Raw genomic sequence first — 24,034 nt, forward strand, 5'->3', positions numbered from 1 at the left:
GGCCGAGGCGGAGATGGCGCGCTTGCGGGAGCGGCTGGCGCGGCACGAGGATGGCTTGATCTCCGCCGAGACTGCGGTCGGGCATAGCGGCCCAGGCACGAACGCCCCACCGTCGCCAGCGCATGCCACCGACAGACCCAGGGATGCGAGGCCGGTCCGGCGAACGCCCCCAAGCCTGTCAGGCCGCGATCGCCTTGTCCTCGACGAACGTCTTTGCGTCCCAACGGCAAGTGGTCTCGCCGACGGCGTTGCGTCCGAGTTCGATGATGTTGAGGCGATCCCCTTCGAAGGCCGGGCTCAGTTCGAGGGCCAAGTAGTCGAAGAGTGACCGCTCATGGACGGCGATGACGACCTGGCGCTCCATCTGCTTGGAGAAGGTCCTGAGCAGAGCGGCGAACTGGGCGATGTGCACCTCGTCCATGCTCTGGACGGGATCGTCGATCACCAGGCACGGCAGCCTCGGCTCCACCGACAGGTGTAGGGACAGGAATAGCGTCAGGGCGGCGGTGTTTAGGTTACCGGCGCTCAGCATCGCCTGAGGGGTGCCGCCTCTGCCCCCCCGGCGGTGGTGCGTCTCCAGGACGGCCTCGATCTCCGACCCGGCACCGTCCGGTATGGCGAAGGCCGGGATGAACGGCTCCTCGGGCGCGAGACGGACGAAAAGGTCCCGCCAGATCGCGTTGAGCTCGTCGTTGAACACGTTCCGGACGACGCTCCCCCTCGCCTCGCGTGTCTGCCGGACGAGATCCTTGGCAAGCTCGATGAGCTTGTCGGCGTCTTCCTTCTTTCGCCGCATCGCCAGAAGCGTCTTCTCGACCTCCTGACGCCGAACTTTCCGATCGGCGACCTCGCGCGTCAGGGCGACGAGGGACGCCACCGTGTCCGCCGCGAGTCTGCGCGCCCGCTGGCGTTCCCCGAGCTCGGCCTCTCGCCCCTCGATCAGGGTTCTCAGCCGGGGGAGGAGTTCTGTCGTCGGCACCTCCTCGAAGGGGTCCCCGCCCAGACGCAGCCAAAGGCCGGTCAGCTTTTCCCGGAGCGTGAGCCCGACCTGTTCGGCATCGCGCATTGCGGCCAGGGACCCGGCGACACGCGCGACCTGGCCGCGGAGGCGATCGCCTTCCTCCATCGCCGGCATCACAGCCGCGAGCTGGCGCGACACTTCCACGAGATCGGCAGCCCGGGCCTTCGTCAGGCTCAGGTCGGGCTCCGGCAGTAGCTGGGTCTGGACCGTGGCCAGCTGACGTTCGAGCTGTGCGGCGGCGGCGGCGGAGTTCCCGCGATCCCTTGCGAGCGCCTGGAGGCGTCCAGCCTGCTCCACCAAGCGGCTGATCTTCGCCGAGACATGCACGGCGAGCGACATGCCTTCGCTGCCCCCAAAGTCCCTGTCGCAGACGGGACAGGTGTCGCCGTGAATGTGGACGGCAAGTTCGGAGAGCGCCTTGGCATAGGCCTCGTTCGTCCCGGCTGCCTCGTTGACCTGGAGGTCCATTCGACCGATGCGCGTGCGCACCTCCCGGAGTTCCTGCGTGATGGCGTCCCGGCGTTTTTGGCCCGCGTCGTGTGCGGCCAGTACGGCTTCGACGCGTTTGAGGTCGGTCTCGACCCGCGCGGCGAACGATCGGGCGCGCTCGCCGTAGCCGCTCTCCCTCGACAGGGCGAAGTCCGCAAACAGCGTTCCGGCGCGACCGAGCAGACCCTCGACGTGGTTGCCGTCCCGCTTTGTCCAGGCGTCGAACACCACCCGCGCGCGCTGTCCCTCAGCCTCCAGCCTCTCCCGTTCGGCGATCCCGGGGGCGGCGCTCGCCTTTTTCCAGACCGCCTCGGAAGCCTCGACCTCACGTCTCGCGCGGACGAGATCGGTCAGCGCCGCCTCCTCTGCGTCGAGCGCCAAGGACCGGCCCAGGTCGCGAAGGACCGCGGGATCTTCGCCGAGTGGCGTCTCCACGGGCTGCCCACCGACCTGCGATATGCGCTCGCTCAGCAAGCCTCGAAGCGTCGAGAGCTTCGCCGCGGCTTCTTGAGCCTCACGATCGATATCGCCGAGCGCCTTCTCCTGCAGCGGGATCTCCTCCCTCACCTTGCCGTAGGCCGGGACCGGTCCCTTGAGGCGGGAGATGTGGCCGGCGGTGCCGAGGCCGTTGATGAGCGCCTCCATGCGATCCAGCCCGAGCAGCTCCTTGACGAAGCGCGTGAGGGGGGACTGCGACTTCTTTCCGGAGTGCTGATAGATCTCTAGCAGGCGTCCGAGCGTCGACTGCGCCAGATAGCTTCGTTCGCTGAAGAAGGCGGCGTCCGCCGCGTCAAGGATATGCTTGCCAACCACCCCACCGGCAGTGACCTTGATGTCGCCGATGCGGGGCTTTCCGTCCGGACCGACCACGTCGAGGCGCACCCGTCCCAATTCCCGGCCGCGGTGGGGCAGATAGGCGTGATACCCAGGCTCGGCACGGGACAGCGAAGGTACGTCACCGGTGAGCGCCAGCTCGATGGCCGACAGCAGGCTCGTCTTGCCGGCGCCGTTCGGTCCGTGGATCAGGACGATCGGCGCATCCAGCGAGACGTCGGCATCGCCGGCGATGCTACGGAAGTTCTCGACGTGAAGGGACTTCAGCCAGGTCATCCGACCATACTCCCGTCTTTCTCGGGCTCGGGCTCGGGCTCGAAGATCGCGTTGAGGGCATCGTGAAGACACGCCCGCACGGCGTCCTCGCCGAGCGCCGAGGCCTCGTACAGGTCTGAGGCGATCGCGACATCAGGCAGGACGAGATGCTCGCCGGCACCGAGATCGCGATCCGCAGACCGGGGGGCGGGCAGCTTCAGGGGAAGCAGGATCGCCAGACCGTCCCGGAGCCCGACGGGATCGTCGGCTTCCCCGACGGCGAGGATCCGGCTGACCTGCGCGATGGCGTCGAGCGCCTTGCCGACGGGTCTCGGTCCCAGGATGACGGACGTGAGCGGGCGTTGCGACCGCATCACGTCGAGGGCACGGGAGATGCCCTCGATCTGCTGCACGACTTTCCGTTCGGTATCGGTCCCCGTGTCGCCGATGACCACGAGGTCGGCGACATGACCCACGCCGACGAACGCGCCGGCTACGTCGAACGAGAGCCCCGCGATCTGTAGAGGCAGGTCCAATCTTCGGTACCCCGCTTCCAGCAGGACGCCGGCGACCCTCTCGGCTGGGAGCATGGTCATAGGGCCACCGCCACGCGGAACCGGTCCAACAGGTCCTCGACCTCCGCACCGTCGGCGAGCAGGTCAGGCACGCTGACCTCCCTCATCACGGCCAAGCCCGTGCGGCCGGGCGGGCGACGCGGCGAACGCTGCATGGCGGGCGGGTTCATCTGGCTGTGGACGATGACGGCGTCGTCGTTGTCGGCGACGAGGCCGTTGACGCCCAAGAGGATGGCGGCCTGCGGGGTTGCGGCGAAGTAGACCTTGGCCGGACCGCTTCGTCCCGTGAGGACGAAAGCGCCGGGCGCCGGATCCGCCGCGGGCGCCTTGCCGGCGGACCAATGCGCGCGTTGCAGCCCCAGCCCGATCAGGCCGGCGGCGAGGGCGAATTGGATGATGCCGCATCCGTTCAACGAAGGATCGGCCGGCATCGCATGGAGCGGATCTGCGGAGATCGGGCTGTAGACGCCTTCCGCGGCAGCCGGCAGGCCCCCTTGCCGGAACATCGCCATCAGCCGACCGAAAGATTCGAGCAGTTCGAGGACGACCTCGGGGGTCGGGACCAGGCCGTCGGCGACGAAGTCGCGGGCGTGGCCCAGCCCCTCGCGAAGCTTTTCGCGGTCTGCCGGCGACAGTCCCGGAAAGCCATGATCGACGAGCAGTCGAAGCTTGGCCGTCACCACGTAGAGCCACAGCGCCAGCAGGAGCGGCTTGGCATAGGCCTGGACCAGGGCCTCTGCCTTGATGGGGTTCCGGGTGGCGGGCGTATGGTCATCCTTGTAGACGTTTTGAAGCAGGCTCTCCTGGTCTCCGCCGAGCGCGTTCTCCGCGAAGGCGTAGGCAGGGGGATCCGAAGGCGGCTCCGTCGGCCAGCGCCACGGCATCCGCGCTTGAGCCGCCGCGAACAACGCCTGGATGTTGGAATCCTGCACCGACAGGCCGAGCATGAGCGTCGGCTTCGTGAGGATGAGGTGGATGAGCTCGCCCGCCATCACCGGGTTGTTGGCGGCCCAGCCATTGATCTGGTTATACCGCGACACGAGGAGCCTGCGGTATCTGTCGGGATCGGAGCGGGCGGCTTCCGCGCAACCGTGGAACTTGTAGAGGTTGGCCCGTCTCCGGTGCCGCCTGGTATCCTCGGGCGCCACGGCCACACGCAGCACGGGGCGGTCTCCGGCGAGGATTGCGACGGCGCGTTCCACGAGGGGGTCCCAATTCGCGGTGGGCATCTCGGACGCCACGCCCTCGATCGCGAGAGCCGCAAGGCAGAGATGCTCGGCGTCGGGCTGGATCGCGGGATCCGAGTAGGTTCTCGCCGCGTCAAGGACGTCCCACAAAAGGAAGTCGGGTTCCTCGCCATCGACCGTGACGTTGAGCATGCGGGCGTAGTTGCTCACCAGCCGTCCCGCCAGCACGTCGAGCATGGGCCAGAGATCGACGGACTGCCCGTAATCGACCGCGGCCCACTCCTCGGCGCTCGGCATCGCCCTCTCCAGGACCTCGTTCAGGGCTCGCCGGTAGCGGCATGCCGGGTCAGCCTGGTCGATGCGAACCTGCAGCGTCCGCAGGACGTTCTTCGCCAAGTCCTTTAGGTCCGGCATGCGTTCCCGGGAGATGCCAGAGCCGAGCCAGAGGACGTACCGATCGTTCGCGACGCCCTCGGCGATCGCTCGTTTCGGTCCGTCGAGCATAGCCAGCGTCTCGCGGATCGTGATCGTCGCAGCCGGCGGTGGCGGCATCGTACTCCTCAGAAATTTGTCTCGTTGGCACGGGCCGCAGCCGCGCATCGGATATCGTACAACTCGGCCCATCGCGATTGAAGGCACGCATCCCCGTCGACGACGTCACCCGACCCCGCCGATCGTCGCGGAACTATGCCAGAAAGTTATCCACACCCGTCCACACCCAAGCTGCGCCTCGACGAAGGATCCTTCGACTGAACGCGCCCGCCACTTGGCGCGAACCCATCATGCATGTTCATCTTTCGTTCCGCAAGATTCGGAGCGAGCGCATGCAGGTCCTTAACGTCACGATCGGACTGCCCACACCCATTCCGATCCTCGCAAGGTCGGTCAGGGCCGGCTTCCCGAGCCCGGCCGACAACTTCATCGAGGACGAGATTGACCTGCAGAGGCTGCTGATCGCCAACCGCCCGGCGACCTTCCTGGTGCGGGTCGCCGGCGACAGCATGCTTCTGGCGAAGCTTTACGACGGCGACATCGCGGTGGTCGACCGCTCGCTCAAGCCGCGCAACGGCGACGTGGTGGTGGTCGACGTCGACGGGGAGCGCTCGTTCAAGGTCTGGCGCCGTCAGGGCCCCCGGGTGACCCTACATTTCGCCAACCCACGCTTCCCGGAGTTCCAGCTCTCACCGGACGCCGTGATCGAGGTCTGGGGCGTAGTCTCCGGCTCGGTGAACCCGAGGCGCCGGAGCGAGTGAGCGACCTGGCCTACGCGCTCTCGGACGGCAACTCGTTCTACTGCAGCTGCGAGCGGGTCTTCGACGTCCGGCTCGCGCGGGTGCCGGTGATCGTGCTGTCGAACAACGACGGCTGCGCGATCGCCCGGACCGCCGAGGCCAAGGTCCTGGGGATCGGCATGGGCGACCCGTGGTTCAAGATCCGCGACCTGTGCAAGGCCAAGGGCGTGCGGGTCTACTCGTCGAACTACGCCCTCTACGGCGACATGTCGGCCCGGGTGAACGCGGTGTACCGGGACTTCTCCCCGCGCATCGAGATCTACTCGATCGACGAGAGTTTCTTGGACATCTCGGACGTGCGGGTCGCCGACCGGGTGACGCTCGCCCGCGACATGCGCGAGACGGTGCGGGCCTGGACGGGGATCCCGACCTGCGTCGGCATCGGCCCGACCAAGACGCTGGCCAAGCTCGCCAACCACGTCGCCAAGAAGAACCCGGAGCTCGGCGGGGTCTGCGACCTGACCGACCCTGCCGCCTACGACCACTGGATGGCCCGGATCCCGCCCGAGGACATCTGGGGCGTCGGGCCGGCGAACGCGCGCAAGCTGGGGGCGCTCGGCTGCGAGAGCGCCGCCGACGTCCGCGACCTCGACACGCGCCTCGTGCGCAAAGCCATGACGGTGGTGGGCGAGCGCCTCGTGCAGGAGCTGCGCGGGGTGGCCTGCCTCGACCTGGAAGAGGTCGCCGCGACCCGGAAGGGCTGCGCCGTCACCCGGAGCTTCTCCGACCGGGTCGAGGACCGCGCGACGATGGAGCAGGCGGTCGCCACGCACGCGACCCGGCTCGGGGAGAAGCTCCGCCGGGAGGGGCTGGGGACCGACCACGTCACGGTCTTCTTCCACACCTCGGAGCACGACCGGACCCGGCCGCAGCGATCGGTCTCGACGGTGGTGACCCTGCCGGAATCGTCGAACGACACCCTGGTGCTGTTGAAGGCCGCCCTGCACGGCGTGCGGAGGACCTGGCGGGACGGTTTCCGCTACTCCAAGGCCGGCGTGGTCACGACGGACCTCCTGCCGCTCCACGCCTCGCAGCGCGCGATGCCGGGGCTTGGGCAGCTCGACCGCGAGCAGGGAGCGGCCCTGATGGCGGCACTCGACGCCTGCAACCGGCGCTTCGGGCGCGGGGCGGTGGTCCCTGCCGCGGCTGGGTTCGCGCCGTCGCGAAAATGGTCGACGAAGTTCGAGATGCGCTCGCCGCGCTACACGACCCGCCTGGACGAGATCCCCGTCGTGGCGGCCTGAGCCCCCTGCACAGGGCCGTCTCGCCCGTGCACGGCGCTTCCAGCGCGATGTCGCGCGCTCCGACGCCACCGCGACACCATTTCAGCCGCCGTCGTCCGATGATGCCAGGCCGCCCTCAGGCCGTGGCGACCTCGTCGGCCCAAGCGAAGCGGACCTTTAGGTCGTTCAGGTGGCTGAAAGGCACGATTCGGCGGTGCTGCAGCATGCCGACCACAATGCCGGGATGGAGGCCGACCTCGCCGGCGAAGGCGACGATGTCCTGCTTGGTCCCCGGGCAGGTGGTCGCGAAGGCGCCGATCCGCTCGCGCCCGACCAGCACCTCCTCGGCCCAGGCATCCGCCTCGGCCTCGACATGGTCGCCCTCGCCGTTCTGGTCGTCGGCGAAGTTCCTGCCCCGGTGCAGCACGATGTGCGCCGCCTCGTGGAAGAAGGTCCACCAGAAGTGGTCATTGCTCTTCATGCGCAGCGACATCTGGATGAGCGGGCGCTCGTCGTTCATCCACCGCGCCGAGCCGAAAACACAGGTCTTGCTGAGGGGCTTCTGGAACACTAGGGCCACGCCGGCGGCGTGGCATAGCTGCTTCATGCGCGGCTCGAAGGTCTCCGGCCGTTCCACGGTGAGCGCGCGGATCTCATGACAGCCCTCGACGAACCGGTCCGGGTCGTAGGCCGGCAGGCTAAGGCGCCGCGCCTGCTCCTCGCCCAGCATCAGCCAACAGAGCATGTGGTGGGGCGAGGTCGTCCCGGCCTTCGCCCTGCGGTGGCACACGGCCAGGGAGCCGAGCTTCGCCTCGTAGGCGTGCGGCGTCCCGATCCCGAGGAGGCCCAGCAGGCCGTCCATGATCCCGCCGGGATCGGTGGTCTGGGGGATCCGTCCGCACGCCTTCAGCTCCCTGACCGGAAAGCCCTTAAGCCATTCGGCCTCGCGCGCGGCCGCCTCCCGCTCCCGCTCCCGGGCCTGGAACAGGTCCCAATTCGCCTGGAGACCCGTCCAGATGTAGGCCTTGAGGCCGAGCACGTGCTCCAGCTTGATCGCGGTCTCGGGCGTCACCGGATTGGAGCCGTTGATGATCGTGCTGACCAGCTTGGGCGTCATGTCGGCGATGCGCGCGAACTCGGCCTGCGACCAGCCGCGCTCCTGGATGTACTCTTCGAGGTGTTCGCCGGGATGGGTCGCCCATTGCGGCGCCCAGTTTTCCTGCGTTGTCATCCCCTGGATCCCCGTCGTTCAGTTGCCGTGGTAGTCGACGATTTCGATGATCTCGACCGCCGTGACCTGACCGGTGTCGAGGCCGCCGTCGGGCAACCTCGGGACCGGGTCGTGATCGGGCAAGAACACGATACGCCAGTTGTCCTTGATCGTGACCGAGAGTTGGCCGTTCCGGTTATTGCCGAGTTGATGCCTGTGGTCGGGTGGCCCCGTCGGAACGTCCGAGAGGCAGGCCGCCAGCCTCAGGACGTCCAGCCGCCTCCGGATCGGTTTCGCCCTGTCGCCGTAGGCCTTCGCCATGGGCTTCGCGTCCGACAGGTCCTTCTCCAGGCGCCTAGACCGGAAGCGGATCTTCATCGCACCATTCCGTTACCCGCAAGGTAATACTCCGCGCCGCGTTACCCAAGAGGTAACACGGTCGCAGCCGCGGGACGAGTCCTTTCGCGGCGCCGGAGTGGTTACCCCCTCCGCCTCAACCGCGACGAACAGGACTGACCGATCCGGCCGCGACGGAGAACCGCGATGAGCAGCACCACCGACAAGATCAAGGGCTTGGCCAACGAGGCCGTCGGCAACGTGAAGCAGGGCATCGGCAACGCGACCGGCAACGACAAGCTGAAGGCAGAGGGCCACGCCCAGGAACTCAAGGGCGGTGCGCAGAAGGCGACCGGGGACGTCAAGGACGGCGCCAAGCACGTCGCCGACAAGGTCACCGGCAAGGCCTGAGCCGGGCGGCCCGGGGACGCGACCGTCCCCGGGCTTTCACTATAACGCACGGCAGCAATAGATTTACGCGGTGGCGCCATAGCGGGGCGTTCCCCCCGAGGCAGGAGAGCCGGCTTCAGGCCGGGTCGAGTTCGTGGACCAGCGTCGAGAGGTAGAGGGCGATCCGCCGGCTGCCGCCGGGTCGGGGGCCGCGACTGAGAAGCCCACGTCGAGGATTTCGTCGCCGTAGCGCCTCATCACCGACTCGGCCATGAGCGCGACCTCGCGCTCCGCGCTTGCCGATAGGACACGGCGTCCGTCGCGGGTGGCCAGCCGCACCTCGTAGCGCCGCGTGGACATCACCGGTTCGCACCCTCCCAAGAAGCCGCGCGGCAGCGCGCCTGACGATGCGGCCGAGCAACGAACGGCCTTCGAAAACGGATCCGATACTGCCGCAGGAGGTGCCCGAGACCGCCCTCGGCCGCAAGCGGGGCGGGAATCCCCGGTTCGTAAATTCGGGTTCATTCAGGAACGGGCGGGGTGCCCCGTTTGTCCCTGATTGAGCTCATCGCCCGAAGGCGTGCTGGGCCACCCTGTTCCAAAGGCTTTCGATGACCCGTCCGATCCACGCCCTTGCGGCCACGCTCCTGCTGGCCTCGACGGCGCTTTCCCCGGCCCTGGCCCGCGAGGCCGCCCCGGCCGCCACAATCCCCGCGACGGCGGCCGCCCCGTCAGCGACCCAAATCTTCGCTCGCATGCAGGTCGCGCAGGAGCCAACCGCCACGCCGCCCGCGGCTTCCCAGCCATCCGGCACGAAGACCGACGGCGCGCGCCAGTCCTCGCAGACCCAGGTGACGAGCCGTCAGCCCCTCGGGGCCTTCCCGACGAACGAGGTCAGCCGCCAGCCGGTGATCGACCTCGGCGCCGGCGAGGACGGCATGAAGAAGGACGTCGCAGCACTGCAGCAGACCCTGACCGAGTTGCAGCAACTCCAGTTGCAGACCAAGCAGGCCCACTGGAACGCGTCCGGTACGCTGTACTACCCCCTGCACCTGCTGCTGCAGGAGCACTACGAGGGGCTGTCGAAGTACGCCGACACCATCGCCGAGCGGCTGCTCGCCGTCGGCGTCTCGGCGGACGGGCGGGCGAACACCATCGTGAAGACCTCGGGCGTCCCGGAGATCCCCGGCGGATTCCTCGACGACGCTCAGATCCTCGTGTGGTTCACCAACGCCTACAAGCGCGTCGGCGAGGAGGTGCACGCGGCCATTAAGACGACCGAAGACGTCGACCCGACTACCTCGAACCTGCTGCAAGAGGTCGAGCACGGGATCGCCAAGTACCAGTGGCAGATGCGCGCCCAGCTCCAGCGGACGCACACCGACCCGAACACCGGCTGGGACCTCAACGACAACAAGCCGGTCGACCTGCAGGGCCAGCAGGCCCCGGCCCTGGCGCCCTCCAAGCCCTGACGAGATCCGACCCCGTGCTGCGAGGCGCGGGGTCTTCGCTTGACCTTGAAGCAGTTTATATCAATTCCAAACAAGCGATTGATCAGCGGGATCGGACAGCGACTCAGCCACCCCTCACGCCCGGCCAGCGGGCCATGCTTCTCCGGCTCGATAGGGAGGGGCTGCTCGTCTCGCCCAAGCCGTGGGAGATGCGCACCGTCCGGTCCCTGCGGGAGCGAGGACTGATCCGGCTGAGGCTGTCGAGCCGGGACTCCGAGGGGCTCTGGTTCATCAGCGCCAAAGGTAGGCGGGCCATCGCCCCGGCGGGTCCGGTCGTCGGCGACGGTCATCCCCCGGCGGCATCACCGACGTAGGCAGGACCTCGATCATGACGGCACCCCGAGAAACGATGCGCGCGACGGAGCGGTACGACGGCGGCACCATCGCGCTGCACTGGCTGACAGCCGTGCTCGTGCTCGGCCTGTGGCTGATCGGGACCTTCCTCGAAGACCTCATCCCCAAAGGGACCCTGCGCTCCGGCATCTGGTCGGCCCACTTCGACCTCGGCTTCGTCCTCACCGGCCTGGTCGTCGCCTTCCTCGTCTGGCGGCGGGCCGAAGGCCGCCACCTGCCGGTGGAGGATGCCGGTCCGCTTCACCGCCTCGCCAAGGCGACCCACGCCGCGCTCTACGTTCTGCTGTTGGTCATCGTAGGCCTCGGCATCGCCAACGCCTTCGTCCGCGGCGTCTCGCTCGGCCCGGTCAGCCTGCCGCAACTCGGAGACCCGGAGTGGCGGCGGTCGCTCACACACTGGCACGGGCTCGCCGCCAACATTCTGATGGCGTTGGCCCTGTTCCACGCGGTCGCCGCGCTCGTGCACCACTACCTCTGGCACGACGCCGTCTTGCGCCGCATGCTGCCCCGGAGAACTTGACGACCATGCGACCCGTCCACCGCGAGCGTCACCTCATCGACCGCGTCGGCTGGCTTCGCGCCGCCGTGCTCGGCGCCAACGACGGCCTCGTCTCCACGGCCAGCCTGATCGTCGGCGTGGCGGCCTCGGCCGCCCAGACCAGCGAGATCCTCGTCGCCGGCAGCGCCGGCCTCGTGGCGGGTGCCATGTCGATGGCGGCCGGCGAGTACGTCTCGGTGAGTTCCCAGGCGGACACCGAGCAGGCCGACCTCGCCCGCGAGCGCCAGGAACTCGCCGACGACCCTGCCTCCGAGCGGGAGGAACTGGCGCGGATCTACGTCGACCGCGGCCTCAACCATGCCCTCGCCCTGCAGGTCGCCGAGCAGCTGATGGCGAAGGACGCGCTCGGTGCGCACGCCCGGGACGAACTCGGCATGTCGGAGGTCACGACCGCGCGTCCGGTCCAGGCGGCGCTGACCTCGGCGGCGACCTTCTCGGCCGGCGCGGCGCTGCCCCTGGCGACGGCGGCGCTCTCGCCCGGCAATCTTGCGGTCTACACGGTGTCGGGGGCCTCGTTGGTGTTCCTGGCGGTGCTCGGAGCGCTCGGCGCCAAAGCGGGCGGCGCCCCCGTCGCCCGGGCCACGGCGCGGGTGACCTTCTGGGGCGTGCTGGCCATGGCCGTCACGGCGGGCATCGGTAGCCTGGTCGGCAAGGCCGTCTGATCACGGCTTCGGGTCGTGGCAGTGCATCTTCGGTGGGGCGGTCGCGCAATCGAGCGAACAGGTCTGCTCGGGCCGGCAGAACCACTGCAGGGCACCGGTCTTGAGGCAGGAGCCCGAGCAATGCCGGTGGGCCGCATCCGTCGGCTCCACGAAGGATGCCGACGCGTCCGGCGACGCGGCGGGTTGTTGGGCGAAAGCAGCGGAAAGTCCCGTCACCATAGCAAGCATGGCGAACGTCGTACGGATCATGATCATCCAATCCCAATGGTTTCGTCGCGGTGAATACTTTTCGGCCAGCCGAGATTGAGGGAGCACGCGGCAGGCATCAACTGATTAAGGCAGGCTGATTCGACCAAGGGAGACGTGGCGCTCTTAAGTCACAGGCGACCGGACTGATAGTGATTGGCAACGCATAAGGCGAGATCGAGCACTTCGGGGACGTCGCTTCAGAGTTTCGATACTTGGCGAGGCTCAAAACGCCAGGGCTGAGCGAGGCAGAATGACGATGCCCGCACAGAAGCAAAGCTCCTGCTGACCTGCAATATGCAAATTCTCGGGCTTTAGGCCCTTCCCCGGCTTCGAGACTGGACTGCGGTGGGAAGTCGACCAAACAACTCACCCTACGATCTTAAGCTTGGCTTAAGTCTCAACGTTAATTGGGCTGTCCGAGTGCGGCGTTCCAAGGGAGATAACTCTAATGCCTCGAATGAGATGGCTCAGCCTTGCATTGGGATTTTGCATTTTGGGAGCCCAGACTTACTCAGGCCACGCGACCGAGTTGCCAGTGGACCGCTTTCCACCGTGGCAGAATGGCGGCAACAACCCTTCCGCTGATAAGGGACTGGAATTCACGGTTAAGGAAGCCGACAACCTCGCCGACTTCCACGGCGATCTGACCAACGCGCGCCTCGTACTCTATGTGGGCGGCAACTACTTCTTCGCCATGGCGCCGCTGGTGGCGGCCTTTGAGGCGAAGCACCCTGAGCTCAAGGGCCAGATCTACTACGAGACCATTCCGCCAGGTCTGCTCGTCCGACAGATGAAGGCCGGCGGGCGCATCACCGTCGGCAACATGACTTGGACGGCAAAGCCCGATGCGTATTTTTCGGGCCTCATGGCGGTCAACCGGCTCATCGAGGCAGGCGATCTCCTCGGCCCACCGACGATCTACGCGACCAACCAGCTTGCGATCATGGTGCCTAAGGGCAACCCGGCGGGCATCAGAAGCTTGGCTGATCTTGCGCGTCCGGGACTGACCCTCGCCATGCCCAATCCGGAATTCGAAGGCGTCGCCCGCCAGATCAAGGCCTCCCTGGCCAAGGCGGGGGGCGATGACTTGGTCAAGGCTGTCTACGAGACGAAAGTCGCCGACGGGACGACGCTTCTGACGCGGATGCACCATCGGCAGACGCCGGTCTGGCTGATGCAGGGACGCGCACAAGCCGGCGTCACGTGGCGTTCGGAAACCTTGTTCCAAGAGCAGGTTGGACTGCCGACCGAGCGCATCGATATTCCGGACGAGCAGAACGCCACCGGCATCTATGCCGGAGCGGTCGTGAAGGACGCCGCGCATCCGGCTGAGGCGAAACTCTGGCTGGACTTCCTCATGGGCGACGACGCGCGAGCGGTTTTCGCCCGCTATGGTTTCGGCCAATATCGGCCCTGAAGTCCGCGGACCGTCGTCGTGATGCCCCGCCGGTTCGCGTCATCGCCGGACCGGCGAGGCCTTCGGGCTACGGGACAGGGCGCGGTTGAGCGTGCGCAAGGCGCGATCGTCACGGGTGCAGAGATCGTGGGCGAAGGCCTCTTCCAGAATGGCCGCCTCCGCCGATCGTTTCGTCCGGTCCGCGGCATCGACCGCCGTCACCGCGCCGAGGACGAGGATTCCGACGAGACATCCGACACTCAGACCCTGCACTGTCGACCTCACTTCGCATAATGAAAGCCGGCCTGCTGCAACTCGGGCAGCGTGCCGACGGCGCCGGGGGTCAGGACGACGCCCGGAATTAGATGGTTCGTCAGCTCCGCCGCCAGCGCCTCGTGCGAGAGCTTGTCCGGGTTGAGGTCGCGCCGGATGAGTGCCGCCGCCTGTTCCCAGATCGCGTTGTGGCACGAGAGGAATACAGCGCCCCGGGCCATCAGCGCCGGGATGGTGTTGTTCTCCGGTGAGAACATCCCCGCGGGGTCCTGGTAGTTCTCGGCCTCCGCCTGAGCCGCTTTCTTCGGCACGATCAGCGTGTTAGTCTTGAACGCCTCGCCCGCGAGCTTGGTGAGTTGATACTTGTCCCACATCGCTTGGTCGTAAAGGGCGACATTCGCCGATCCATGGGTCGCCGAGGCGGCCAGAAAATCGGGATGGTTGAACGACCAGACCTGATTGTTCAGGGCGTTGCGCATAAGGTTCAGCCACGGCCCGCCAATGTCGGTGTTGTCCCAGACCTGGCGGGGGCCTCCCTTGTAGGCGATAACCTCCGACAGGGCCTCGTGGTCCCAGAGATCCGGCCGGTCGAGGATCATCGGCACGGTCTTGAAATCCCGCCGACGCGGGGCTTTCGCCAGGCGATCTGTGAGGTCCCGGAGGGTTCGGCTGCCATCGGGTAGGTCGGCGGTAGTGGCTGCCCCGGCGGGGCGCGCCTCCGCCAAGCCAGCGGCGAGACCGGCGCCGAGGGCGAGCAGGCTGCGGCGTTCGAGGGTCATGATCGTGCTCCCATGGGGGCCAGTTGCGGTTCAGTGCGGCACGGTCCCGGCAGGAGGTGCCGCCTCACCGAGCGTCATTCCGTCCACGGCCTGACCGTAGAAATCGTAAGGGCTGTCGTGATGGGCCTTGCGGGTCGCCGCGAGATCGCCGGTGAAGCGCGGGTCCTGGGGACGTTCGCGGCTGTCGATATAGGCGGCAACGTCCCAGGCTTCGGCATCGGTGAGGCTGTTGCCCTGGCTCAGCGGCATGTTGGCCTTGATGAAGCCCGCCGCGTTGACGACCGAACTCATCCCCGCGCCCCAATTGTAGGAGCGGGCCCCCCACAGTGGCGGGAACACGACCGTCCCGTCCGGGCTCGCCTGCCCGGCACCGTCGCCACCGTGACAGAGGGCGCATTTCGCGGCGTAGACCTCCTGCCCATGGGCCAGATCGAGGCCCTTGGGCTTGGTGAGCTTCGGGTACCCCTGCCCGGGAAGCTTCACCCCTACGGGAGCCCCGTGGGCGAGAAAGGCGGCATAGGTCTCCAGCGCGACCAGGATGGGATCGCCCAGTGGGGGCGCCTTGCCATTCATGCTGTAGCGGAAGCAGCCCTGAAGCCGCTCGGCGAAGGTATTCACGTGTCCGTTCTTCGCCCGGTAGGCCGGGTAGACGAGATAGGCCGCCCAGAGAGGAGCGGAATGGCCGAGGCGGCCCCGGTCGAGATGACAGTTCGTGCAGCGCAGATCGTTGCCGACGAAGGCCCTCGCCTCGGCGCCCGTGTCGCGAAAGATGCGCTCGCCCAGGCGAATGACCTTGCCGAAGTCGTCGTCGGGGATGGCGGAATCGGGCTGGGGCACGAAGGGCGGCGCGGTTGTCTCAGCCCCTACGGAACCGAGGGGCGTCAGGACCGCGAGGCTCCCCATCGCCGTTGCCAGCGCGAGACAGGCTGCGGACCGTCCGGTGAAGCGCGTCATGGGGTTCATCGGCCGCCTCCGATCGCCGCCGCAGGGAGAGCGGCGTAGTAGGCGGCGACGGCGGTGGCGTCGCCATCGCTCAGCCGGTCGGCGATCCCCTTCATCAGCCCGAGGGGATCGTTGCGGCGTGTCCCGGCTTTCCAGGCGGAGAGCTGTGCCGCGAGATAGGCGGCCGGTTGGCCGGCCAGCGGCGGGAAGGCCGAGCCCACTCCCTTCCCTTCCGGGCCGTGGCATTGTGCGCAAGCGGGCAGCGCTTTCGTCCACTCCCCCGTCTGCGCCAGCACCCGGCCACGGGCCGAGGCCGTGCCGTCCGGCGGCGGTGTCCCATCCGGCGGCGGGGCGCGAAGTCCGGCATAGAAGGCAGCCACCGCCCGCCGCTCCTCCGCCGTCATGCCTTGGGCGACCGGGCCCATCATCTCGTTGTCCCGGCTGCCGTCGGCGAAGCTGTCGAGCTCGTGCGCGAGGTAGCCCTCCGCGAGGCCGGAGAGGCGGGGAAAGCCGCCCTCGGCATTCCCACCCCCGGCATCCCCGTGGCACGAGGCACAGGCCGGCACGCCGGCCTGCGTTCCGTTCCGGGCGATTTCACCCCCGTCCATGGCTCGTACCGGGCAGACAGCAAGACACATCAACAGTCCGCCGAATGCGATGCGGACACTCCTGCTCGCCGCCAGAGCCAATCTGCGATTCATCGGAAGCACAGCGACGAGCGCAGAAAAGGCAAGGTGAGAACCTTTGAACGACGGTGCATGCATGCCGCCATCCTTGCCGTCCTGCTTAAGCCAGGCTTAAGGGGGCTGCCCCCCGCCGAACAATGGATAGACACTCAGCACAAATATACGTCATCGCGGCGGTGCGCTGGCATCCCGGGCCGGAGGATGCACTGTCGAGAACGACGGCACGAACATTCCTCTGGTCGAACGCGCCAACCTCCGCTCGATTTTCTCCGGGAGCGCTACAGCCGCCAAACCGGCAGTGGCTCCGGCCTCGCTATGGCAAAGGTATGTCTCGGCCCAACCGCGCAAGGGGGCCGACCAAGGGCCGAAGCATCCTGAGGGGGTGGCATGCAGGATCACGGTTGCAATGGGCCGACCGAGACCCTTCACACCGACTTGAGCAGCCACCGCAGCGGCAGGGCGATTGCGGTGAGGCTCGCCACGCTCATCGCCCACAGCAGTACGAACCAGCCGAGCTTGCGCATCAATGGTACCCCGCTTCCGCCGTGACCTTGCCGCGGAACAGCCAGTACACGTAGGCCGTGTAGGCCAGCACCAGGGGCACCAGCACCGCCGCGCCGTAGAGCAGGAAGGCCTGCGATTTCGGGTGCGTCGCCGCCTGCCAGATCGTGACGCTCGGCGGCACGATGTAGGGCCACATGCTGATGCCGAGCCCGATATAGGACAGCAGGAAAAAGCCCAGCGCACAGAGGAAGGGTGTCACCTCCTCCCTCCGCTCCAGGGCATGGGTGAAGCGCCACGCCAGGAGCCCGACCAGGATCGGCACCGGTGCTCCGACGAGCAGGCCGGGCAGGCCGAGCCAGCGGTCGCGGAAGGGGGCGCTGATCGCGAGCATCGTCGCCGAGACCACGGCGATGAGGACCAGCGTCGCCACCGCCAGCGGCTTGGCGAGGTTGTAGGCGCGGACCTGCAATTCGCCGTCGGTCTTCCAGATCAGCCAGCAGGCCCCGAGCAGGCCGTAGCCTACGACGAGCGCAAGGCCGGTCAGCACCGAGAACGGCGTCAGCCAGTCCCACCAGCCGCCGGCATAGGCGCGGCCGTCGATCTTGATGCCCTGGACGAAGGCGCCGAGCGCGATGCCCTGGCAGAAGGCCGCCACGAAGCTGCCCCAGGAGAACGCCCGATCCCACCAGAGCTGCCCGCGCGGTGTGGCGACCCGGAAGCGCATCTCGAAGGCCACGCCCCGGAACACCAGGGCGAGCAGCATCAGGATCAGCGGCATGTACAGGGCGGGCAGGATCGTGGCGTAAGCGAGTGGGAAGGCCGCAAACAGCCCGCCGCCGCCGAGCACGAGCCAGGTCTCGTTGCCGTCCCAGACGGGGGCGACCGAGTTCACCATTACGTCCCGCTCGGCCTTGCCGCGCACCGCCGGGAACAGGATACCGAGGCCGAGATCGAACCCGTCCATCGCCACGTAGAGGAAAACGGCGATGGCGATGAGGATCGCCCAGATGAGGGTGAGATCGAGTTCCATCGTGGGCTCTCCTCACTCGGCCGGTTGCAGGTGGGGGGTGCCTGCCAGGGCGGGCGCCGGGGTGATGCCCGCCGTGCGGACCGGCTGGCCGACGGGCGGGCCGGATTCGTGCGGACGCGGCGTCTGGTTGAACAGGTGGAACAGGTACCAGATGCCCGTCCCGAACACCGCGAAGTAGACCACCGCGAAGGCCGCGAGCGAGGCCGCCACGGCCGGCGCGGCGATGGGCGAGACGCTGTCCGCCGTACGCAGCAGGCCATAGACCGTGAAGGGCTGGCGGCCGGATTCCGTCACCACCCAGCCTGCCGTCACCGCGATCAAACCCGAGGGACCCATCGCCACGGCGAAGCGGTGCAGCCAGGGCGTCTCGAACAGGCGGCCCTTATAGCGCAGGTACAGCGACCACAGGCCGAGGCCGATCATCAGCATCCCGAGCCCGACCATCACCCGAAAGGCCCAGAACACGAACGGCAGGTTGGTAGGCCACGTGTCGCGCGGCAAGTCCTTCAGGCCCGTGACCTTCGCGTTCAGGTCGTGCGCGAGATAGAGGCTCGCGAGGCCGGGAATGCCGATCTCGTACTTCGTCTCGGCGGCCTGCGCGTCCGGCCAGCCGAACAGGATCGAGGGCGCACGAGCCACACTGTCGAAATGCCCCTCCATCGCCGCGACCTTGGCCGGTTGGTGGTGATAGGTGTTGCCGCCGTGGAGATCGCCGAGCGCCATCTGCACGGGAGCGACGAGGGCCGCCATCCACATGGCCATGGAGAACATCAGCCGGGCGCGGGGGTTGGCCCGGTCGCGGAGCAGATGCCACGCGCCGACCGCGCCGACGATCATCGCCGTCGTCAGGTAGGCGGCGGTCACGGTGTGAGCGAAGCGGTAAGGGAAGGACGGGTTGAAGACCACCGCCCACCAATCCTCGGGCGCGAACCGACCGTCGGCGTCGAGGATGTGGCCGGTCGGCGTCTGCATCCACGAATTGGCGGACAGGATCCAGAATGCCGACATCAGGGTGCCGCCCGCGACGAGACAGGTCGCCATGAAGTGCAGGCGCGGCCCGACCCGCTCCATGCCGAACAGCATCACCCCGAGGAAGCCCGCTTCCAGGAAGAAGGCGGTGAGCACCTCGTAGCCGAGCAGCGGCCCGAGCACGGGGGCGGTCTTGTCCGAGAAGACCGACCAGTTGGTGCCGAACTGGTAGCTCATCACCAGACCGGACACGACGCCCATGGCGAAGGCCACGGCGAAGACCTTCAACCAGTAGCGGTAGGTGTCGAGATAGACCGGCTTGTCCGTCGCCAGCCAAAAGGCTTCCAGGACCGCGAGGTAGCTCGCCAGCCCGATGGTGAAGGCCGGAAACAGGAAGTGCCAGACGACCGTGAAGGCGAATTGGCTACGCGCGAGATTGAGCGCACTCGGGAGATGGTCGGCAAGCATCTGCTGGCCCTGCCTCTGGTGGAATGGGGACGTCCGCAAAGCCCGGCATGGACCATACCGAATCCGGCCCGCCGCTGAAGCGTCGCCACACCTTCATATGCCGCGGCTCGGGCGTGTCAATATAAAATTATGATACGATACCATACAACGTATGAAATTACATATTGACCGGCGGCAAGCCCTTCGGCAGGTTGTTCGAGACCACCATCTCACCACGAGCCTTGTTCCATGAGTATCGAAAACGACGACGATATGCTCGCGCCATCGCCTGCTTGCCCGCCGATCATCGGGGACGCGGCGCCGAACTTTCGCGCGCGGACGACGATGGGCACGCGGACGCTCGCCTCGTATCGCGGGCGCTGGCTGGTGTTCTTCTCCCACCCGGCCGACTTCACGCCTGTCTGCACGAGCGAGTTCGTCGCGTTTGCCAATGCCTACGACGCCTTCCAGGACATCGACTGCGACCTGCTCGCCCTGTCCGTCGACAGCCTGTCCTCGCACCTGGCCTGGAAGCACAGCATCGAGCAGCGCTTTGGCGTGCGGGTGCCGTTCCCCATCGTCGAGGACCCCGCAATGGGCATCGCCCGCGCCTACGGCATGCTGCCAGCCGGCTCGACGTCGAGCGCCACCGTCCGGACCACCTTCGTCATCGATCCGGAAGGCATCGTGCGAGCCCTGGTCGCCTACCCGCTGACCGTGGGCCGCAGCATCGCCGAGATCCTGCGGCTGGTGCAGGCGCTACAGGCCTGCGACGCGTCCGACGTCTCGACGCCGGAGGGATGGCGACCCGGCGACCAGGTGCTCGTGAACCCGCCCCTCACGAGCGACGAGCTCGCCCAGTCCGGCATCGCCGGGCAGGATTGGTACTACCGGCTGGGAAGCCTGTGATGAGCGCAGGCACGGACGAGGCGACTGCTATCCGGGTCGCCGACCTCCTTAAGGTCGCCGCTAACCCGAACCGGCTGCGCATCCTGTATCTACTGGCGGGGGGAGAGCGGTCCGTCTCGGAGATCGAGCAGCAGCTCGGCATCCGTCAGCCGACTTTGTCGCAGCAGCTCGCGGAGCTACGCAACGCCGAGGTCGTGGCCACGCGCCGCGAGCATAAGGTGGTGTTCTACAGCCTGAGCGACGCCCGCATGCGGGCCCTCCTCGACGCGTTCGACGACATCCTGATCGCGGGCCGACCCCGGAGAAGCGTGCCCGTGCGCGGTCCGGACGCGCGGAGGCGGGCGCTCGGCCAGGCGGCGATGTTCGGACAGGTGGGGGACCCGTGATGGGAGCATTCGCCCCGTTCCTCGCGCCGCTCGCGAGCGGCGGGCTGATCGGCGCATCGCCGGCATCAGCGGCATAGCCGGAGGCCTCCTCACCCCGCCGGATCGCGATGCGGCTTGGCGGGCGGCCTTCCTCGTGGGGCTCGTCGCCGGTCAGGCACTGTTCCGGCTCCTGTCGGGGGACTGGCCGGCAGTCCATCTAGACCAACCCTGGCGGCTGCTGGCGCTTGCGGGGCCGCTCGTCGGCTGCGGCACCGGGCTCGGCCTGGGCCGCACCAGCGGGCATGGGGTCTGCGGCCTCGCCCGTCTGGCGCCGAGGTCGGTCGCGGCTGTGGCGACCTTCATGGCTGCCGCCATCCTCACCGTATTCCTCACCCGGCACGGCTTTTTTCTATAAACGCGTTCCGCCTCCTGTCCGCCCTGGCGGCCGGCCTACTGTTCGGCCTCGGTCTCGCCCTCTCCGGGATGACGGACCAGCAGAAGGTCTTGGGATTTCTCGATGCGACCGGCCCCTGGGACCCGAGCCTTGCCTTCGTGCTCGGTGGTGCCGACGGCGTTTCGGCGCTCGGCTAGGCGGTCAAGTCCCGAATGGCCAGACCTGCCTTGCGCCGCGGTTCGAGGTGCCGACGAACCCGAGGCCGGACGCGCGCCTGCTGATCGGAGCCGCCTTGTTCGGGATCGGCTGGGGGCTGGCCAGGCTCTGTCCCGGCCCGGCGTTCGCCGGGCTCTTCCTGGGACTTCCGCAGATCACCCTCTTCGTGGCGGCGATGCTGGTCGGCATGTCAGTTCACGGCCTCGCTGGCATCCGCCGGCGCAGAGCGCCGTGAGCTAACCGGCAACTGTTCAGCCCCACGAGGCCTGGTGGTGCCGAGAGAAATCGATGCCCGAGCCCAGTGGCCCTGGGCCACGACGCGCGGCTCCGGCTTCGCGCGCTCGACCGACGGGCCACCCTCGGAATGGCCATGCGGACAATCCCGCTGGACAACCGGTTTCAACGATGCGCGCCGAGGGCGCTCCGAGCCCGGGCCTCAATGTCCGGAACTTCGGCCGAGGTTTGGGGTCGTGCGGTCGAAATCGGGCCGTCGAGGATGCGCTGGAGGGTCAGGACCTTGATTCGGAGCAGGCGTGCCGCCGTGGGCAGGTCGTCGCCGACGCCACGCAAGGTCGCCAGGGCGTGCGAGCGGGTCGCCTCCGCCAAGCTAGGCACCGCCTTCCGCGCGGGGGCATCGACGCTCCGTCTGAGCATGGTATCGATCTCGTCGGCGGAAACCGGTTTGGTCAGGAACTCGTCCGCTCCGGCTTTCATGCACGCCACGGCCCCGGCCACCGAGGCGATGTGCGACAGGAAGATGATGCGGACGTCGGGGAAGCCGGCTCGCAAGATGCCGACGGCGGACGGACCGCGGCCCCTGAGGCTGCCGTAATCGAGGAGGAACGCGTCGGGAGGCTCGCGTACGCAATCGAGAGCGTAGCGCAGGCTTGGGAAGGCGGTCACCCGGTGCCCTAGCGAACGCAGTGCCTCCACGAGGACCTGCGAACCCTCAGTGTCGGCGTCGACGAGAAGCGAGCAGCCCCGGGTCACCACCGCACCTTCCTTCCAGACATGGTCCATCACCACTCTTCGAAGCGCCGGTAAGGCCCGGAGCATGGCCGCCGTCACCGATACGGCGCGACCTGGTTTCAGGCGGCGGCCTTCCCGGCCGGCTTGGGCGCGCCTCCCTCCGGCTTGGCCATCCACTCGCGTCCCTTGAGCATGGCCTTCCAGTAGATCGGGGGCAGCATCCGCTCCTTCAGGAGCCATGCGAGGTGGCTCGGCTTCGTCCCGTCGATCAGCCATGCGGGGAAGCTCGGCATGAGCTTGCCGCCGTAGCCGAACTCCGCGAGCAGAATCTTGCCCCGTTCCACGGTCAGCGGGCACGAGCCGTAGCCGTCGTAGGCGACCTCGGATCCACGCAGGTGGCCCATCTCGACGAGGAGGTTGTGGGCCACCACGGGCGCCTGCTTGCGCGCGGCGGCGGCGGTCTTGGCGTTGGGCGCGTTGCAGGCGTCGCCGAGCGCGTAGACGTCGGGGAAGCGGCGGTGGCGCAGGGTCCCGGAGTCCACGTCGACCCAGCCGGCGGCATCGGCTAGGGGCGAGACGCGGACGAAGTCGGGCGCCTGCTGGGGCGGGACGACGTGGATCATGTCGAAGTCGGTCTCGACCGTTTCGCAGGCGCCATCCTCCGCCTTGCGCGAGAAACACGCGCGCCGCGCCGGACCGTCGATCCGGGTCAGGGTGTGGTTGAAGTTCAGGTGCGCGTCGTAGCGCTTCACGTACTCCATCAGCGCCGGGACGTATTCCTTCACGCCGAACAGCACCGGGCCGGCATTGTAGAGCTCGACCGCGATGTCCCCGAGCCGCCCCTGCCGCAGCCAGTGGTCAGCGGAAAGGTACATCGCCTTCTGTGGGGCGCCGGCACACTTAATCGGCATCGGCGGCTGCGTGAACACGGCGCGTCCCGCGCGCAGGTTCCGCACGAGGTCCCAAGTGTAGGGGGCCAGGTCGAAGCGGTAGTTCGAGGTGACCCCGTTCCGCCCGAGGGTCTCGGGAAGACCCTCGATTCCTGCCCAGTTCAGCTTGAGACCGGGCGCGACCACGAGGCGGTCGTAGCGCACCACCCGGCAGCCTTCCAAGATCACCGCCTTGCGCTCGGGCTCGAAGGCCGCAACCGCCGCCTTGATCCATCTCACCCCGTCCGGAATCAGGGAAGCCATGGTCCTGGCCGTGTCGGAGGGCGCGAAGACCCCGCCCCCGACCATCGTCCAGCCCGGCTGGTAGTAGTGGACGTCCGCCGGGTCGATGACGGCGATGTCGAGGTCGGGCTTGCGCGCCTTCAGGCTCGCCGCGACGGCAATGCCGCCGGCCCCGCCCCCGACGACCACCACACTGTGGAAGTGGTCGGCGTGGTCCGTGGGTATGCGGCCGCCCGCGGCGATGCGCCGGACGACGCCGCTCAGGTCGTATCCCGCCCCCTTTGTGGCAGCCAGGATGTCCGGAAGCGGCCGCGCGGCCGCCGCCTCGCCGAGCGCCCACAGCGTCGCGGAGCGAGTCCCGGTGCGGCAGAAAGCGAGCACCGGCTTCGGCAGGGCCGCGAGCTCGCCGCGGAAGGCCGTCACATCCCTGTCGGACACCTTTCCCGACAGGACGGGCAGGTACCGCGCCTCCAGGCCGGCTGCACGCGCGGCGGCCTCCACCTCCGCAAAACCCGGCTGGTCGCCGCCTTCGCCGTCGGGCCGGTTGCAGATCACCGCGCGAAAGCCCGTCTTGGCCGCCGCGGTGAGATCGGAGGGGGTGAGCTGACCCGTGACCGACAGGTCAGGCGAGAGGCACTTGACGTCCATGACGAGATCCTCATATGATATATTTATATTTTGACTGACGATTTCTATAAATCATGTATTGACGAGCAATGCAATGCGGTTCATCAACGACCGAAGCGACGGACCGTCATTTTGTAATTTTATCAGATGACGGCTGCGTCGGGATCGAGGCTGATCCGCCGCCGACTGGTTCGACCGGTCGCCGGCAT

At 67.7% G+C, this 24,034-nt stretch carries 24 protein-coding genes and 2 pseudogenes; 11 read left to right on the plus strand and 15 right to left on the minus strand.

Annotated elements, in window-relative coordinates:
- Window positions 1-178: 178 nt before the first annotated feature.
- Genes MMSR116_RS15655 through MMSR116_RS15665 form a run of 3 tightly spaced genes read right to left on the minus strand, consistent with a single transcriptional unit; the run spans window position 179 to window position 4,913 of the window.
- Complete coding sequence (locus MMSR116_RS15655) at window positions 179-2,620, minus strand: AAA family ATPase (RefSeq protein WP_010682171.1); 2,442 nt, start codon at window positions 2,618-2,620, stop codon at window positions 179-181.
- Window positions 2,617-3,195, minus strand: coding sequence for a hypothetical protein (locus tag MMSR116_RS15660; protein WP_010682170.1), 579 nt, complete (start codon window positions 3,193-3,195; stop codon window positions 2,617-2,619). The genes MMSR116_RS15655 and MMSR116_RS15660 overlap by 4 nt, the downstream gene beginning before the upstream one ends.
- On the minus strand, window positions 3,192-4,913 hold the full coding sequence (locus MMSR116_RS15665) for an SIR2 family protein (protein WP_010682169.1): 1,722 nt from the start codon (window positions 4,911-4,913) through the stop codon (window positions 3,192-3,194). The genes MMSR116_RS15660 and MMSR116_RS15665 overlap by 4 nt, the downstream gene beginning before the upstream one ends.
- Window positions 4,914-5,185: 272 nt before the next feature.
- On the opposite strand from MMSR116_RS15665, the gene MMSR116_RS15670 reads away from it, so the two are divergent.
- Window positions 5,186-5,614 carry a LexA family protein gene (locus tag MMSR116_RS15670; protein WP_010682168.1) on the plus strand — a complete coding sequence of 143 codons (429 nt, stop codon included), beginning with the start codon at window positions 5,186-5,188 and terminating at the stop codon, window positions 5,612-5,614.
- Window positions 5,611-6,897, plus strand: a complete 1,287-nt coding sequence (locus MMSR116_RS15675) for a Y-family DNA polymerase (RefSeq protein ID WP_010682167.1) — start codon at window positions 5,611-5,613, stop codon at window positions 6,895-6,897. Before MMSR116_RS15670 ends, MMSR116_RS15675 begins: the two co-directional genes overlap by 4 nt.
- 115 nt (window positions 6,898-7,012) lie before the next feature.
- On the opposite strand, the gene MMSR116_RS15680 is transcribed toward MMSR116_RS15675, so the two are convergent.
- Window positions 7,013-8,107 carry a HigA family addiction module antitoxin gene (locus MMSR116_RS15680; RefSeq protein WP_010682166.1) on the minus strand — a complete coding sequence of 365 codons (1,095 nt, stop codon included), beginning with the start codon at window positions 8,105-8,107 and terminating at the stop codon, window positions 7,013-7,015.
- Window positions 8,108-8,125: 18 nt separating this feature from the next.
- The gene (locus MMSR116_RS15685) at window positions 8,126-8,407 is read right to left on the minus strand and encodes a type II toxin-antitoxin system RelE/ParE family toxin (RefSeq protein ID WP_244625468.1); all 282 of its coding nucleotides are present in this window, start codon (window positions 8,405-8,407) and stop codon (window positions 8,126-8,128) included.
- Window positions 8,408-8,629: 222 nt separating this feature from the next.
- Here MMSR116_RS15685 and MMSR116_RS15690 point away from each other — a divergent pair, with 222 nt between their 5' ends.
- The 4 genes from MMSR116_RS15690 to MMSR116_RS15710 all read left to right on the plus strand — a co-directional run bounded on the left by MMSR116_RS15690 (window position 8,630) and on the right by MMSR116_RS15710 (window position 11,898).
- Window positions 8,630-8,833, plus strand: a complete 204-nt coding sequence (locus MMSR116_RS15690; RefSeq protein ID WP_010682164.1) for a CsbD family protein — start codon at window positions 8,630-8,632, stop codon at window positions 8,831-8,833.
- Between the two features lie 590 nt (window positions 8,834-9,423).
- Window positions 9,424-10,284, plus strand: a complete 861-nt coding sequence (locus MMSR116_RS15700) for a Dps family protein (RefSeq protein ID WP_010682162.1) — start codon at window positions 9,424-9,426, stop codon at window positions 10,282-10,284.
- Between the two features lie 367 nt (window positions 10,285-10,651).
- Window positions 10,652-11,197 (plus strand): cytochrome b, encoded by a 546-nt coding sequence (locus MMSR116_RS15705; protein ID WP_010682161.1) that lies wholly within the window; start codon window positions 10,652-10,654, stop codon window positions 11,195-11,197.
- Between the two features lie 5 nt (window positions 11,198-11,202).
- On the plus strand, window positions 11,203-11,898 hold the full coding sequence (locus MMSR116_RS15710; protein WP_010682160.1) for a VIT1/CCC1 transporter family protein: 696 nt from the start codon (window positions 11,203-11,205) through the stop codon (window positions 11,896-11,898).
- Here MMSR116_RS15710 and MMSR116_RS15715 read toward each other — a convergent pair whose 3' ends face one another.
- A complete protein-coding gene (locus tag MMSR116_RS15715) occupies window positions 11,899-12,147 on the minus strand; it encodes a hypothetical protein (protein WP_010682159.1) in 249 nt (82 codons plus the stop codon).
- A gap of 448 nt (window positions 12,148-12,595) precedes the next feature.
- On the opposite strand from MMSR116_RS15715, the gene MMSR116_RS15720 reads away from it, so the two are divergent.
- Window positions 12,596-13,564 carry a molybdate ABC transporter substrate-binding protein gene (locus MMSR116_RS15720; protein WP_010682158.1) on the plus strand — a complete coding sequence of 323 codons (969 nt, stop codon included), beginning with the start codon at window positions 12,596-12,598 and terminating at the stop codon, window positions 13,562-13,564.
- A 39-nt stretch (window positions 13,565-13,603) separates the two neighbouring features.
- On the opposite strand, the gene MMSR116_RS15725 is transcribed toward MMSR116_RS15720, so the two are convergent.
- From MMSR116_RS15725 to MMSR116_RS15755, 7 genes are all read right to left on the minus strand, one after another.
- Window positions 13,604-13,816: a hypothetical protein gene (locus MMSR116_RS15725; protein ID WP_010682157.1), complete on the minus strand. Its 213-nt coding sequence runs from the start codon at window positions 13,814-13,816 to the stop codon at window positions 13,604-13,606.
- Between the two features lie 8 nt (window positions 13,817-13,824).
- A complete protein-coding gene (locus MMSR116_RS15730) occupies window positions 13,825-14,595 on the minus strand; it encodes a hypothetical protein (RefSeq protein ID WP_010682156.1) in 771 nt (256 codons plus the stop codon).
- A gap of 30 nt (window positions 14,596-14,625) precedes the next feature.
- The gene (locus tag MMSR116_RS15735) at window positions 14,626-15,558 is read right to left on the minus strand and encodes a c-type cytochrome (protein ID WP_106428209.1); all 933 of its coding nucleotides are present in this window, start codon (window positions 15,556-15,558) and stop codon (window positions 14,626-14,628) included.
- Window positions 15,555-16,145 (minus strand): c-type cytochrome, encoded by a 591-nt coding sequence (locus tag MMSR116_RS15740; RefSeq protein ID WP_244625470.1) that lies wholly within the window; start codon window positions 16,143-16,145, stop codon window positions 15,555-15,557. Before MMSR116_RS15740 ends, MMSR116_RS15735 begins: the two co-directional genes overlap by 4 nt.
- A gap of 503 nt (window positions 16,146-16,648) precedes the next feature.
- Window positions 16,649-16,747 carry a DUF2474 family protein gene (locus MMSR116_RS15745; RefSeq protein ID WP_106428208.1) on the minus strand — a complete coding sequence of 33 codons (99 nt, stop codon included), beginning with the start codon at window positions 16,745-16,747 and terminating at the stop codon, window positions 16,649-16,651.
- Window positions 16,747-17,757, minus strand: coding sequence for a cytochrome d ubiquinol oxidase subunit II (cydB, locus tag MMSR116_RS15750; protein ID WP_010682153.1), 1,011 nt, complete (start codon window positions 17,755-17,757; stop codon window positions 16,747-16,749). The genes MMSR116_RS15745 and cydB overlap by 1 nt, the downstream gene beginning before the upstream one ends.
- Window positions 17,758-17,769: 12 nt before the next feature.
- On the minus strand, window positions 17,770-19,194 hold the full coding sequence (locus MMSR116_RS15755; protein ID WP_010682152.1) for a cytochrome ubiquinol oxidase subunit I: 1,425 nt from the start codon (window positions 19,192-19,194) through the stop codon (window positions 17,770-17,772).
- Window positions 19,195-19,422: 228 nt separating this feature from the next.
- Here MMSR116_RS15755 and MMSR116_RS15760 point away from each other — a divergent pair, with 228 nt between their 5' ends.
- From MMSR116_RS15760 to MMSR116_RS15775, 4 genes and pseudogenes are all read left to right on the plus strand, one after another.
- Window positions 19,423-20,082, plus strand: a complete 660-nt coding sequence (locus MMSR116_RS15760; RefSeq protein WP_051072109.1) for a peroxiredoxin — start codon at window positions 19,423-19,425, stop codon at window positions 20,080-20,082.
- Entirely contained in the window at window positions 20,082-20,468 is a 387-nt protein-coding gene (locus tag MMSR116_RS15765) for an ArsR/SmtB family transcription factor (RefSeq protein WP_010682150.1), read from the plus strand. Before MMSR116_RS15760 ends, MMSR116_RS15765 begins: the two co-directional genes overlap by 1 nt.
- Window positions 20,469-20,520: 52 nt before the next feature.
- A pseudogene (locus tag MMSR116_RS15770) lies at window positions 20,521-20,862 on the plus strand (YeeE/YedE family protein); the annotation flags it as partial.
- Window positions 20,859-21,292 (plus strand): annotated as a pseudogene (locus MMSR116_RS15775) (DUF6691 family protein). The pseudogenes MMSR116_RS15770 and MMSR116_RS15775, both read left to right, overlap by 4 nt.
- Window positions 21,293-21,456: 164 nt before the next feature.
- Here the strand turns inward: MMSR116_RS15775 and MMSR116_RS15780 are convergent.
- Both MMSR116_RS15780 and MMSR116_RS15785 read right to left on the minus strand, forming a co-directional pair.
- A complete protein-coding gene (locus tag MMSR116_RS15780) occupies window positions 21,457-22,077 on the minus strand; it encodes a response regulator (protein ID WP_039892208.1) in 621 nt (206 codons plus the stop codon).
- 68 nt (window positions 22,078-22,145) lie between these two features.
- Complete coding sequence (locus MMSR116_RS15785) at window positions 22,146-23,846, minus strand: bifunctional protein tyrosine phosphatase family protein/NAD(P)/FAD-dependent oxidoreductase (protein ID WP_010682147.1); 1,701 nt, start codon at window positions 23,844-23,846, stop codon at window positions 22,146-22,148.
- Window positions 23,847-24,034 lie beyond the last annotated feature (188 nt).

The organism is Methylobacterium mesophilicum SR1.6/6, from assembly GCF_000364445.2.
GTDB lineage: Bacteria > Pseudomonadota > Alphaproteobacteria > Rhizobiales > Beijerinckiaceae > Methylobacterium > Methylobacterium mesophilicum_A.